The organism is Streptomyces sp. NPDC023157, assembly GCF_055560575.1.
Genome location: NZ_JBVHIL010000009.1, coordinates 361,484 through 374,071, shown reverse-complemented (window position 1 = coordinate 374,071; position 12,588 = coordinate 361,484). Strand labels below are relative to the sequence as shown.

Annotated in this window: 14 protein-coding genes and 1 pseudogene; 1 reads left to right on the top strand and 14 read right to left on the bottom strand. The window is 72.0% G+C overall.

What is annotated here, in order from left to right; all coding sequences use genetic code 11:
- Nucleotides 1–17: 17 nt before the first annotated feature.
- Complete coding sequence (gene tsf / locus ACZ3ZE_RS30340) at nt 18–854, bottom strand: translation elongation factor Ts (protein WP_361177603.1); 837 nt, start codon at nt 852–854, stop codon at nt 18–20.
- Between the two features lie 111 nt (nt 855–965).
- Entirely contained in the window at nt 966–1,889 is a 924-nt protein-coding gene (gene rpsB, locus ACZ3ZE_RS30335; RefSeq protein ID WP_361177605.1) for a 30S ribosomal protein S2, read from the bottom strand.
- 255 nt (nt 1,890–2,144) lie between these two features.
- On the opposite strand from rpsB, the pseudogene ACZ3ZE_RS30330 reads away from it, so the two are divergent.
- Nucleotides 2,145–2,546, top strand: a pseudogene (locus tag ACZ3ZE_RS30330) (murein hydrolase activator EnvC family protein); the annotation flags it as partial.
- Between the two features lie 119 nt (nt 2,547–2,665).
- Here ACZ3ZE_RS30330 and ACZ3ZE_RS30325 read toward each other — a convergent pair.
- The 12 genes from ACZ3ZE_RS30325 to rplS all read right to left on the bottom strand — a co-directional run bounded on the left by ACZ3ZE_RS30325 (nt 2,666) and on the right by rplS (nt 12,524).
- Nucleotides 2,666–3,226 (bottom strand): TetR/AcrR family transcriptional regulator, encoded by a 561-nt coding sequence (locus ACZ3ZE_RS30325; protein WP_361177678.1) that lies wholly within the window; start codon nt 3,224–3,226, stop codon nt 2,666–2,668.
- Nucleotides 3,227–3,283: 57 nt separating this feature from the next.
- A complete protein-coding gene (gene whiG / locus ACZ3ZE_RS30320) occupies nt 3,284–4,120 on the bottom strand; it encodes an RNA polymerase sigma factor WhiG (protein ID WP_329424639.1) in 837 nt (278 codons plus the stop codon).
- A 245-nt stretch (nt 4,121–4,365) separates the two neighbouring features.
- Nucleotides 4,366–5,529 (bottom strand): DNA-processing protein DprA, encoded by a 1,164-nt coding sequence (gene dprA, locus ACZ3ZE_RS30315; RefSeq protein WP_361626134.1) that lies wholly within the window; start codon nt 5,527–5,529, stop codon nt 4,366–4,368.
- Complete coding sequence (locus ACZ3ZE_RS30310; RefSeq protein ID WP_361626131.1) at nt 5,526–7,139, bottom strand: YifB family Mg chelatase-like AAA ATPase; 1,614 nt, start codon at nt 7,137–7,139, stop codon at nt 5,526–5,528. The genes dprA and ACZ3ZE_RS30310 overlap by 4 nt, the downstream gene beginning before the upstream one ends.
- Nucleotides 7,139–7,504 carry a YraN family protein gene (locus tag ACZ3ZE_RS30305; protein WP_467261477.1) on the bottom strand — a complete coding sequence of 122 codons (366 nt, stop codon included), beginning with the start codon at nt 7,502–7,504 and terminating at the stop codon, nt 7,139–7,141. The genes ACZ3ZE_RS30310 and ACZ3ZE_RS30305 overlap by 1 nt, the downstream gene beginning before the upstream one ends.
- Before the next feature lie 195 nt (nt 7,505–7,699).
- Nucleotides 7,700–8,008 (bottom strand): DUF2469 domain-containing protein, encoded by a 309-nt coding sequence (locus ACZ3ZE_RS30300; RefSeq protein ID WP_005311352.1) that lies wholly within the window; start codon nt 8,006–8,008, stop codon nt 7,700–7,702.
- A 55-nt stretch (nt 8,009–8,063) separates the two neighbouring features.
- Nucleotides 8,064–8,558, bottom strand: a complete 495-nt coding sequence (locus ACZ3ZE_RS30295; protein ID WP_361177610.1) for an NUDIX hydrolase — start codon at nt 8,556–8,558, stop codon at nt 8,064–8,066.
- Nucleotides 8,555–9,307, bottom strand: a complete 753-nt coding sequence (gene lepB / locus ACZ3ZE_RS30290) for a signal peptidase I (RefSeq protein WP_361177612.1) — start codon at nt 9,305–9,307, stop codon at nt 8,555–8,557. The genes ACZ3ZE_RS30295 and lepB (ACZ3ZE_RS30290) overlap by 4 nt, the downstream gene beginning before the upstream one ends.
- 65 nt (nt 9,308–9,372) lie before the next feature.
- Nucleotides 9,373–10,338: a signal peptidase I gene (gene lepB / locus ACZ3ZE_RS30285; RefSeq protein ID WP_361177680.1), complete on the bottom strand. Its 966-nt coding sequence runs from the start codon at nt 10,336–10,338 to the stop codon at nt 9,373–9,375.
- Nucleotides 10,253–11,329, bottom strand: a complete 1,077-nt coding sequence (gene lepB / locus ACZ3ZE_RS30280) for a signal peptidase I (protein ID WP_442304990.1) — start codon at nt 11,327–11,329, stop codon at nt 10,253–10,255. The genes lepB (ACZ3ZE_RS30285) and lepB (ACZ3ZE_RS30280) overlap by 86 nt, the downstream gene beginning before the upstream one ends.
- Nucleotides 11,322–12,134 (bottom strand): signal peptidase I, encoded by an 813-nt coding sequence (gene lepB, locus ACZ3ZE_RS30275; protein WP_361177616.1) that lies wholly within the window; start codon nt 12,132–12,134, stop codon nt 11,322–11,324. The genes lepB (ACZ3ZE_RS30280) and lepB (ACZ3ZE_RS30275) overlap by 8 nt, the downstream gene beginning before the upstream one ends.
- 39 nt (nt 12,135–12,173) lie before the next feature.
- Nucleotides 12,174–12,524, bottom strand: coding sequence for a 50S ribosomal protein L19 (gene rplS, locus ACZ3ZE_RS30270; RefSeq protein ID WP_329424626.1), 351 nt, complete (start codon nt 12,522–12,524; stop codon nt 12,174–12,176).
- Between the last annotated feature and the right edge of the window lie 64 nt (nt 12,525–12,588).

Sequence of the window (12,588 nt, the reverse complement as noted above, 5' to 3'; positions counted from 1 at the left end):
GTCCGTTGCTGACGGACTCAGATGCCGACCTTGATGCGGGCGAAGCGCTTCAGGGTGACACCGGCCTCGTCCAGGACCTTCTGGACGGACTTCTTGTTGTCAAGGGCGTACGGCTGGCCGAGCAGCGTGGCGTCCTTGAAGAAGCCGTTGAGGCGACCCTCGACGATCTTGGCGATCGCGGCCTCGGGCTTGCCCTCGGCGCGGGTGGTCTCCTCGGCGATGCGACGCTCGGACTCGACGACGTCGGCCGGGATCTCGTCCTTGGTCAGGTACTTCGGGGCGAACGCGGCGATGTGCTGCGCGACACCCTTCGCGACCTCGGCGTTCTCCTTGTCCAGCTCGACCAGGACACCGATCTGCGGCGGCAGGTCGGGCATGGTGCGGTGCATGTACGCGGAGACGTAGCCGTCGGCGAACTGCGCGAAGCGGTCGAGGACGATCTTCTCGCCGAGGTTGGCGTTGGCCTCGTCGACGAACGCCTGGACGGTCTTGCCGGGCTCGATCTCGGAGGCGAGCAGCGCCTCGATGTCGGCCGGGGCGGTGGCGGCGACGTGCGCGGCCAGCGCGTTGGCGACGGCGAGGAACTTGTCACCCTTGGCGACGAAGTCCGTCTCGCACTTCAGCTCGACGATGGTGCCGGCGGTGTTGTCGTCCGCGATGAGGGAGACCACGGCGCCGTTCTCGGCGGAGCGGCCCTCGCGCTTGGCGACACCCTTCTGGCCCTTGATGCGCAGGGCCTCTACGGCCTTGTCGACATCGCCGTCGGCCTCGTCCAGGGCCTTCTTGCAGTCCATCATGCCGGCGCCGGTGAGCTCGCGGAGCTTCTTGACGTCAGCGGCGGTGTAGTTCGCCATGAGTCTTTTTCTCTCTCGAAGTCTGAAAGATCGGGCGGGTCCACGGGGGGACGGCGGGGGCTTCGTGGGCCCCCGCCGTCCTCACCCGAAGGACCTCAGGGTCCTGAAGGGTCAGGCCTGCTCGGCGTCCGCGGCCGGAGCCTCGGCGACGACCTCGGCAGCGACCTCGGTGACCTCGGCGGCGACGTCGGCAGCCTCGGCGTCCGCGACCTTCTCGGTCTCGGCGGAGGTCTGGACCTCGGCGTCGTCGGCCTTCTTCTCACCCGTGAGCAGGTCGCGCTCCCACTCGGCGAGGGGCTCGCCGGCGGCCTTCTCGCCCGGCTTCGAGTCGCCGGTCGCGGCGCCGGAGCGGGCGATGAGGCCCTCGGCGACGGCGTCGGCGATCACGCGGGTGAGCAGGGTGACGGAGCGGATCGCGTCGTCGTTGCCCGGGATCTTGTAGTCGACCTCGTCGGGGTCGCAGTTGGTGTCGAGGATCGCGACGACCGGGATGTGGAGCTTGCGCGCCTCACCGACGGCGATGTGCTCCTTCTTGGTGTCGACGATCCAGACGGCGCTCGGCACCTTCTGCATCTCGCGGATACCACCGAGGGTCTTCTCCAGCTTGGCCTTCTCGCGGGAGAGGACCAGGAGCTCCTTCTTGGTGAGACCGGAGGCGGCCACGTCCTCGAAGTCGATCTGCTCGAGCTCCTTGAGGCGCTGCAGACGCTTGTAGACGGTGGAGAAGTTGGTGAGCATGCCACCCAGCCAGCGCTGGTTGACGTACGGCATGCCGACGCGCGTCGCCTGCTCGGCGATGGCCTCCTGGGCCTGCTTCTTCGTGCCGACGAACATGATGGAGCCGCCGTGCGCGACGGTCTCCTTGACGAACTCGAAGGCGCGGTCGATGTACGACAGCGACTGGAGCAGGTCGATGATGTAGATGCCGTTGCGCTCGGTGAAGATGAAGCGCTTCATCTTCGGGTTCCAGCGACGGGTCTGGTGACCGAAGTGGACGCCGCTCTCCAGCAGCTCCCGCATCGTGACGACGGCCATGGCCGTATCTCCTTGAATTCTCGGTTGTATTACCTGACGCCCCGGCGCGCCGTGCCACGAGGGACCGAAAGGCGCTGCCATCCGTCACGGAGACCGATGGCGGGGCGTGCGAAGTCGACCCGGTGACCCGGGTCGCCATGGAAAGTGTACGGGACCCCGGAGGCGGCGGGTGACGGAGCTGTCCACAACCGTTCGGTCGTCCACAGATCCGGGCCGTCGCGGTGGCGGCGGCGACGGGCCGGGCAGCCTGCTGCCATGCGCCCTGTCACGCTGTTCCTGCTGCCCCTGTTGTCCCTGCTCACGGCGGTCTGGCCGGTCGGGCCGCCGCGCCCCGAGGTCCTGCGCGGCTTCGAGCCGCCGCCCGGTCCGTACGCGGCCGGCCACCGCGGCGTCGACCTCGCGGCCCCGCCGGGCACCCCGGTGCTGGCCCCCGCGGCGGGCACGGTCGCCTTCGCGGGCCCGGTCGGCGGCCGGGGCGTCCTCACGATCACCCTCACGGGTACCGGCCTGCCACCCCTGCGGACGACGTACGGGCCGGTGGAGCCCCTCGTCGGAGCCGGCACCACCGTCCGCCCGGGCGACCTGGTGGCCCGGGTCGCCCCGGGCGGCCACTGCACGCACCCCTGCCTGCACTGGGGCCTGCTACGCGGCGCCCACTACCTGAACCCGCTGACCCTGGTCCACGGCGGCCCCTCCCGGCTCCTGCCGGCGACCGGGCCGGTGCTCCTGCCGGGGCCTGGGCCGAGACCCCCTGTCACGCGGAGGCCGCCGCCAGGTCAGGCGCCGCGGACTCCGCCGAGGGCCATGGAGACCGCCGCCTCGGCGATGACCGCCGGGTCCTCGGCCGCGCCGAGTTCGATACGGCGGACCGCCGCGTCCACCACGCCCTGGAGGAGCATCGCCTCCAGGCGGGGCTGAGGGCGGCCCAGGGCGCCGAGGGCCTCGACGATCATGGTGACCAGGCCGCCGTGCGCGGCGCGGATCTTCTCGCGGGCCCCGTCGTCCAGCTCGCTCGCGGAGATCGCGACGACCGCGCGGTGGCGCCGGTCGCCGACGAGCTCCAGCTGGGTGCGCACATAGGCCTCGACCTTGCCCTCGGCGGTCGTGGCGCCGGCCATGGCGGCCTCGACCTCGGCGGCCCAGACCGGGAAGTCGACGGCGCACAGCTCCTCGACCACGGCCGCGCGGGAGCGGAAGTACTCGTAGACCGAGGAGCGGGCCAGGCCCGTGCGCTCGGCGAGGGCGGGGAAGGTCAGCGCATCCGTCCCGCCTTCGGACAGCAGGGATCGCGCGGCGTCCAGCAGGGCGCCTCGCTGCATCGTCCGGTGCTCGGCCACCGAGGCCGCTCGAATCCTTGGCACGGAACCACTGTACGGCGGGAGCGGCCCGCCCGGTCAGCGCCCTACGTCGGCCAGCTTGGCGCGCAGCTGGAGGACGGACTTGGTGTGGATCTGGCTGACCCGGCTCTCGGTGACGCCGAGGACGTGACCGATCTCGGCGAGGGTGAGGCCCTCGTAGTAGTAGAGCGTGACGACGGTCTTCTCCCGCTCGGGGAGGGTGTTGATCGCCCGCGCGAGCAGTCGGCGCAGCTCACGGTCCTCGGCGACCTCGACGGGGTTGTCGGCGGCGGTGTCCTCGAGGGTGTCCATGAGGGAGAGCCGGTCACCGCCCTCACCGCCGACGTGCAGCAGCTCTTCCAGGGCGACCACGTTGGCCAGGGACAACTGGCTGAAGACGGAGTGCAGTTCCTCCAGTGTGACGCCCATCTCGGCCGCGACCTCGGGCTCGGAGGGGGTGCGCCGCAGCTGCGCCTCCAGGGTGGCGTAGGCCCGTTCGACGTTGCGGGCCTTCTGGCGCACGGAGCGGGGGATCCAGTCCAGGGCCCGGAGTTCGTCGATCATCGCGCCGCGGATGCGCGTGATGGCGTAGGTCTCGAACTTGATGGCCCGCTCGACGTCGAACTTCTCGATCGCGTCGATGAGTCCGAAGACCCCGGAGGAGACGAAGTCGGCCTGCTCGACGTTGGAGGGCAGACCGACACTCACGCGTCCGGCGACGTACTTCACGAGGGGCGAGTAGTGCAGGATCAGCTGCTCCCGCAGCCGCTCGTCGCCGCTGTCCTTGTACGAGCGCCACAGCTCGTCGAGCGAGGTCGGTGCGGGCGGTCGCACGGTGCCCCGGGCTGCTGGGGGCACCGCAGCGCGGTCAGACCCGGAGGTGTGCTGGGGCATGCGTCGCCTTGAGCCGTTCTGCTGTCGGGTGTGAAGGAGTAGGTCCGTCCGTCGGGCGGGGGATCCTCGTGAGCGTAGCGTGAGTGGACTGTCGCGGTGCGCGAACATCGGGGGATCGCGCCGCTCCGGGTGGGCACCGTCGGCCACACCTTCGAACGGGGGCCGAGGCGCGCGTCGGCCCCTCGGGTGTGCCCGAGAGAACTCGATTGCTCATCCCCGTCACCCTTTCACCCGAATGCTCCAGGTCAAGCAACGCCATGCCGGGTGTTCGAGGCTTCTGTCCTCGTGTTCGTCAACTGCCAGTCGTCTCCGTGTCGTTCGACGAACCCCAGGGAGTGGAGTTCGTACAGCTTGGCGAGGGTGTGGTCGGGGTGACCGCCGGCGCGTGCGGCGATCTCGGCGAGGGGGGCGGGACTTCGGCCGGGGAGGGCTTCGAGGACCCGGGCGGTGTCGGGGGCGAGCAGGTCGCGGGGCAGGACGGGGCCTCGGCGCGTCGGGGCGAGCTGGCCGATGGCGCCGACCAGTTCGACGACCTCGGCGGCGTCGGTGACGAGCGTGGCCTCGCCACGCAGGAGTTCGTGGACCCCGGCGGAGAGTCCGCTGGTGACGGGCCCGGGGACGCCCATGACGTACCGCCCGAGGCGGGCCGCGGCGCGGGCGGTGACGAGGGAGCCGCTGCGGTACTCGGCCTCGACGACGACGGTGCCGCGGGTGAGGGCGGCGATGACGCGGTTGCGCAGGACGAACCGGCTGCGGGTCGGGTGGGCGCCGGGCGGGAGTTCCCCTACGACCAGGCCCTGTTCGGCGATGCGGCGGATGAGTCCGGCGTGGCCGGGCGGGTAGGGCACGTCGACCCCGCAGGCGAGGACGGCGACGGTGGCGCCGCCGGAGCCGAGGGCGCCCCGGTGGGCGGCGCCGTCGACGCCGAAGGCCGCTCCGGAGGTGACGACCCAGCCGCGCTCGGCGAGCCCGGCGGCGAGGGTGGCGGCGGTGTGGGCCCCGTAGGGGGTGCAGGCGCGGGCGCCGACGACGGCGACCGAGCGCAGGGCCCAGCCGCGCAGGTCGGCCGGCCCGCGCACCCAGAGGCCGACGGGGCGGGCGTCCGCCAGGTCGTCGAGCTGGCGCGGCCACTCGGGGTCGCCGGGGACGAGGAAGCGTCCGCCGAGCCGTGCGACGAGGCCGAGGTCCCGCTCGGGTGCGGCCGTGCGGGCCCGGCGCCGCCAGCCGTCGACGCGCCGGGCACCGGTCCCGGGGAAGGCGTCGGGCCCCGGCTCCTCGTCCTCCCGGAGCAGCCGCAGGAAGCCGGTGGCCCCGTGGCGGCCAAGGGCACGGCCGGCGTGTTCGTCGCCCGGCTCGACGACATGGGTGAGGGCGGCGCGGGCGAGGCGCTCCGCCTCCCGGGCGGTCACGGCCGCTCTCCCGCGCCGACGGGGACGCCCCGGGCGATCCCGGTGCGCAGTTCGAGGGCGAGGGCGAGGTCGTCGGCGCCGGGGCGGGCGTGGCCCGCGAGGTCGGCGACGGTCCAGGCCACGCGGAGGACCCGGTCGAGGCCGCGGGCGGTGAGCAGGCCCCGTTCGATGTCGCGTTCGGCGGCGGCGAGGGCGCCGGGCTCGGTGACGTAGCGGGTGCGCAGCTCGTGTCCGGGGACTTCGCTGTTGACGGTCCAGGGAGTGCCGTCGAGGCGGGCGGCGGCACGGGCCCTGGCCTCGCGGACGCGGTCGGCGACGGTGCGGCTCGACTCGCCGCGACCCCCTTGGCCGAGGAGGTCGGAGCGGGTGACGGGTTCGACCTCGACACGCAGGTCGACGCGGTCGAGCAGGGGGCCGGAGAGCCGGGCCTGGTAGCGGCGGATCAGGGAGGCGGGGCATTCGCAGCCGGCGCCGTGGAGGGTGTGGCGGCCGCAGGGGCAGGGGTTGGCGGCGAGGGCGAGGAGGAAGCGGGCGGGGAGCCGGACGACGCCGGCGGCCCGGGCGATGACGACGTGGCCGGATTCCAGGGGTTGACGCAGGGCGTCGAGGGACTTCGTGGAGAACTCCGGCGCCTCGTCGAGAAAAAGCACTCCCCGATGAGCGAGGGAGACCGCGCCGGGGCGGGGAAGTCCGTTGCCGCCGCCGACGAGGGACTGCATGGTCGCGGAGTGGTGGGGTGCGCAGTAGGGCGGGCGGTGGACGAGGGGTTCGCCGGGCGGGAGGATCCCGGCGACCGAGTGGACGGCCGTGACTTCGAGGGATTCGTGGCGGGTGAGCGGCGGCAGGATGCCGGGGAGCCGTTCGGCGAGCATGGTCTTGCCCGCGCCGGGCGGTCCGGAGAGCAGCAGGTGGTGACCGCCCGCGGCGGCGATCTCCAGGGCCCGGCGGGCGGTGTGCTGTCCGGCGACGTCGGCGAGGTCGGGTCCGTCGGCGGGGTCGGCGGAGAGTCCGGTGCCGACGCCGGCGCCGGGGACGAGGAGTCCGGCGAGCATGGGGTCGGGGCGGCCCGGCTCCAGGGGCTGTTCGTCGGGGAGGGGTTCGTCGGAGAGGACGGCGATGAGCTGGCGCAGGCTGCGGACGCCGAGGACGGAGACGCCGGGCACGAGGGCCGCCTCGCCGGCGGTCTGTTCGGGGACGACGACCTGCCGGTATCCGGCGTCGGCCGCGGCGAGCACGGCGGGCAGGACGCCGCGGACGGGCCGGACGCGCCCGTCGAGGCCGAGTTCGCCGATGAGGACGAGGTCGGCGATGCTGCGGGGGTCGATGCGCTCGGCGGCGCCGAGCACGGCTGCCGCGACGGCGAGGTCGAATCCCGAGCCGCCCTTGGGAACGGAGGCGGGGCTGAGTCCGACGGTGAGTTTCTTCTGGGGCCATTCGGCCTGGGAGTTGACGATGGCGGCGCGGACCCGGTCGCGGCTCTCGGTGAGGCTCTTGTCGGGGAGTCCGACGAGGGTGAAGGCGGCGACCCCGGCTTCGAGGTCGGCCTGGACCTCGACGACGACGCCTTCGACGCCGACGAGGGCGACGGAGCAGGTGCGGGCGAATCCCATCACGCCACCCCCTGGGCGTGGGTGAGGACGGGTGCGCCCCTGCGGGGCAGCAGGACACCGATGAGGTCGATGCGGACGCCTCCCCCGGCGGTTGGGCCGCCGTGCCGGTCGAGCCAGCAGGCGGCGAGGCGCCGCAGCCGTTCGGCCTTGCGCGGGGTGACGGCGGCCATCGGGTGCTCGAAGGCCCCCTCGCGCCGGGTCTTGACCTCGCAGACGACGAGGGTGTCGCCCTGGCGGGCGACGATGTCGATCTCTCCGGTGCGGCCGCACCGCCAGTTCCTGGCGAGGACGTGCAGGCCGGCCGCGGTCAGCCGACGGGCGGCGAGCTCTTCTCCGTATCGCCCGAGGGCTCGGGTCGCGTTCATTCGGTACCACCTCCGTCACCGACTGTGACTCAGGTGGTACGTCCCGTGTGCGGGGCTGTGGACGGAGGGGCCGCTGTGGAAAACCCGGTCACCCGTGCGAGTGGAACGGCCGGGGGCCGAGAAGGGGCCGAGAAGCCACCGGGAACTCCGGGTCAACCGCCGGGAAGCTCCGGGTCAGCCGCCGGCGAGCTCCGGTCAGCTGCCGGGGAGCTCCAGGTCGCTCTTGTTGAGCTCCTCGATGTTCACGTCCTTGAAGGTCAGGACGCGGACCTGCTTGACGAACCTGGCGGGCCGGTACATGTCCCAGACCCAGGCGTCGGCCATCGAGACCTCGAAGAAGACCTCGCCCTGGACCGAGTGCACCTGCATCTCGTAGTCGTTGGTGAGGTAGAAGCGCCGCTCGGTCTCGATCACGTATTTGAACAGGCCGACGACATCGCGGTACTCCCGGTAGAGCTTCAGCTCCATCTCGGTCTCGTACTTCTCGAGGTCCTCGGCGCTCATGGCATGTTCCCCTTCAGCCGTGCGTCCCCCCATTGTGCGCCAGTCGCACAAGCCCCTAGACGATCTGCGGGGCGAGCACGAGCGGCGCGCTGGGAGGTCCTTCGTCGAGCAGCGTGCGCAGCAGCTCGGCGAGCTTGTCGGGGTACACCGTCTCACGGGCCGCCGACAGTTCGGCGGAAGTCCACCACCTCAGGCCGGAGACACTGCGGGCCTCCAGTTCGGTGAGGCCGGCCGGGGCGGTGGCCGTCCGGGTGGTACGGGCCAGGAAGTACCACTCGTCCTGGTTCCAGCGGCGCCCGTCGAACGGGAACGAGCAGGAGCGCCGCCACAGCACGGGGCCGAGTTCGACCTCGGTGATGCCGGTCTCCTCGGCCAGCTCGCGCAGCGCGGCCTCCTCCCGGCTCTCGTCGCCCTCCAGGCCGCCGCCGGGGGTGAACCACCAGGTCCGGGCGGGGTCGTCGGGTTCGTGGCCGTGGATGAGGAGGATGCGGTCGTCGGGGTCGAGCAGGACCACCCGGGCCACCCGCCGGGGCTCCGTCGTGTCCGTCATGCGCTCACCCTGTCCCTCGTGTTCCCGGCCGCCGGCGCCTGCTTGCGGGCGGCGAGCCGGGCCAGCGGCCCGTACGCGGCCCCGGCCAGGATCAGTACACACCCGGCGACGATCGCGTAGAAGAGCGGCGCGACGGGTCCGGGTCCGGAGATGCCGCCGGGCAGCGCCGCGAAGCTCGCGGGCCGTTCGAGGACGGTCGGGGAGGGCCAGACGACGGCGTCGACGCGGCCGACGACGGAGGAGGCGGACACGGCGCCGTGGGCGGCGTCCTGGAGGTGGGCGCGCGAGTCCACCGAGTTCCGCCGCTCGTCGCCGAGGAGGAACAGCTTCCCGGCCGGCAGGGTGGTGGAGAAGACATAGTTCGAGCCGGGCTGGCCCTTCGGCAGATACGGTTCGTCGACCGGCTTGCCGTTGATCAGGAGCCGTCCGTCGGTGCCGCAGCAGGCGACGGTGTCGCCGCCGACGCCCACCACCCGCTTGACCATGGTCACGTTGCCCCAGAGCGGGTCGGTGAAGACGACGACGTCGCCGCGCCGGACGTCCGTGCCGTCGATGCGCTCGGCGAGCACCTTGGAGCCGACCGCGAGCGTCGGTGTCATGGAGTCGCTGGGCACCGTGTACGGCTGGTAGAGCACGGCCCCGAGGGCGAAGCCGCCGAGGAAGAGCACACAGCCGACGGCCACGGCCAGTCCCGACAGAACGCTGCCGAGACGGCCATGGCCGTCCTTGGTACGCGGATTGACGCTCATGGGCACCTCAGGGGTCCGCGGACCGTCCGTGCGACGGTCCGGGAGGGCACCCTACCCGCGGGTCACTACTCGGCGGTATGACGTGCGGCGAGCTTCTTCCGGCGCCACAGCACCAGCGGAAGCGCACCGGCGACGCCCGCCGCGCCCGGAGCGACGGCCAGCGCCTGGCTGAGGCCGGGCTGGTCGAAGGTGGACGGGACCGGCAGGGTGGCCCAGCGGGTCACCGGCCAGGCGATGACGACGGCGCGGCCGACGACCTCGTCGTTGGAGACGGTGCCGCCGCCGGCGAGCTCCTGGTGGTAGCGGGAGTCCAGGGAGTTCTGCCGGTTGTCGCCCATGACCCAGATGCGGCCCTCGGGGACCTTGATCGGGCCGAAGACGGGCTCGCAGGGCACGGAGCCGGGGTACAGGTACGCGGTCTCGTCCAGCTCCTTGCCGTTGACCGTGACCTTGCCGCCCTCCTTGCAGGAGACGGTGTCGCCGCCGACCGCGATGACCCGCTTGATGAGGTCCTTCTCCTCGGCGGACGGCATGAGGCCGATGAAGCTGAGGGCCTTCTGCACGATGTTGGGCTCGGGCGTCTTGCCCTCCTCCAGCCAGCCGCCCGGGTCGTGGAAGACGACGACCTCGCCGCGCTCGGGCTCGGAGCCGAACCACGGGGTGAGCTTGTCGACGAGCACCCGGTCACCGCGCTGGAGGGTGTTCATCATCGAGTCCGAGGGAATCGAGAACGCCTGCACCAGGAAGGTCTTGATCAGCAGCGCGAGGATCAGCGCGATGCCGATCAGCAGCGGCAGCTCCTTCCAGAAGGAGCGCGGCTTCTTCGGGCCCTTGGCGGCGCGGCCGGTGAACGTGCCGCCGCCGTCACCGGTGCCGCCGGACGGGGTGGCGTTCTGGTCCGGACCCTGGTCGGAGCCCGCGTCACCGTCCTGACGGCCCGTGGAGTCATCCGTCATGGCCGCCGCCTGTTGGGCGGGCCGATCGGGCCTCTTCTCGGGCTCGTCGTGTCCGGATCGTGCGCCGACGGCCAAATCCCCCACATCCACTCCTCAGTCCGTGCAATCGCCTGTCCCGGAACAGGGACAGGCCCACCACTCCCATAACGAGCGGGAGTTCCGCAGGGGTCGGGAGCCCGGGCAATCCGTTCAGATTCCGCTGGGACACACTATGCGACACACCCCGCCCCGCGGCCCCGTCCACCGCGCCGTCTTGGGGCGCCGAGGGCACGGAGGCGAAGGTCGACCGTTCTTCGAGCCGCCGCCAGTGGCCCACGGGCCAGGCGATGACGACGGCCCGGCCCACGACCTGCTCCTCGGAGACGGTGCCGTGGTCCTTCTCGTCCAGGTGATAGCGCGAGTCGGCGGAGTTCGACCGGTGGTCGCCCATGACGAAGATCCTCCCCTGGGGGACCTTCACCTCGAAGGGGATCTTCGAAGGTGCGTTCCCCGGGTGCAGATACGGTTCGTCCAACGGTACGCCGTTGACGGTAATCCGCCCGTCCTCGCCACAGCACTTCACGGTGTCCCCGCCGACCGCCACCACCCGCTTGATGAGGTCCTGGTCGTCGGCCGAGGGCAGCAGGCCGATGAAGGTGAGTGCCTGCTTGAGCTGCTTGACGCCCACCGGGTCGTCGGCCGGCGGGGCGGTCTCCTGCTGGAGCCAGCCGCCCGGGTCCTTGAAGACGACGACGTCCCCGCGCTGCGGACGGGAGCCGAACCAGGGCGTCAGCTTGTCGACCAGCACCCGGTCGTCGATCCGGATCGTCTGCTCCATCGAGCCGGACGGGATCACGAAGGCCTGGACCAGGAAGGTCTTCAGGACCAGGGCGATCAGGACGGCCACGATGCCGAGGAGCGGGATCTCCCTCATGGCGGAGCGCTGCCGGCGCCGTTTCACCTTGCGGGCCAGCCTGCGCCGCTCGGCCCGCCCCGGCAGCGCACGGTCGCCGTCCTCGGGCCCGTGGCCGGTGTCGGCGGCGGCGCCGCCGTGGCGCCCGTCGGGCACCCTGCCCCGCCTACCCATGGCCGCGTCCGGCGCCGCCCACCGGGCTCGCGGCGGATCCGGGATGTCCGGCGCCCGTCCAGTCGGGCACGGCGGCGAAGGCGTCCGTGGCGGGGACGGTGGACCAGCGGCCGAAGGGCCAGCCGATCCAGTCCGCGCGCCCGATGACCTTGTCGACCGGGACCATGCCGCCGCCGGGCTGCCCGAGGTGGTCGCGGGAGTCGCTGGACTGGCTGCGGTGGTCGCCCATGACCCACAGGGTGCCGGGCGGCACGACGATGTCGAACGGCACCTTGGACGGCTGGTCGCCCAGCATCACGTACCGCTCCTGGACGGGGGCGCCGTTGACGCTGATCCGGCCGTCCTTGTCGCAGCAGACCACCCGGTCGCCGCCGGTGCCGACGACCCGTTTCACGAAGTCGGTCTCGTCGGGCTCGGCGAGGCCGAGGGCGGCGGCCGCGTCGTGCACGGCGCCGGTGACCGGGTTGCCGGCCGGCGGCTGCTGGACGAAGGAGCCGGTGCCGTCGAAGACGACGACGTCACCCCGGCGCGGCTCGTCGCCGAACCGGTAGGCCAGCTTGTTGACGAGGATCCGGTCGCCGACCTGGAGGGTGGGTTCCATGGAGCCGCTGGGCACCAGGAACGGCTGGAGCACGAAGTGGCTGAACACCAGCAGGAAGACCATGCAGGCCACGCCGATCAGACCCGTACGGCGCCAGGTGAGCGGTCCGGCGGCGGCGAAGGCCCCGGACATGCGCGCGGAGCGCGACCGCTCCTCCTCGTCGGAGGAGCGATCGCGCTCCGTGTGCTGTGCTTCGGTGTCCATCGGGGGCAGAGCTTATCCCGCCACCCTGTGGACCGAGGTTCAGCGGTCGCGCTTCTCCTTGATCTTGGCAGCCTTGCCGCGCAGCTCACGCAGGTAGTAGAGCTTGGCGCGACGGACGTCACCGCGGGTCACGACCTCGATCTTCTCGAAGATCGGGGAGTTCACCGGGAAGGTGCGCTCGACGCCGACGGAGAAGGAGACCTTGCGGACGGTGAAGGTCTCGGAGACGCCGGAGCCCTGGCGGCGGATGACGACGCCCTTGAACTGCTGGATACGGGAGCGGTTGCCCTCGATGACGCGAACGTGGACGTTCACGGTGTCACCGGGACGGAAGGCCGGGACGTCGGCGCGGAGCGAACCGGCGTTGACCTGGTCGAGCAGGGAGGCCATGGAGGTCTCTTTCCTCGCTGATGCCACAGGTCATCAGCGGTACGTACGGATGTCTGGTGATCGC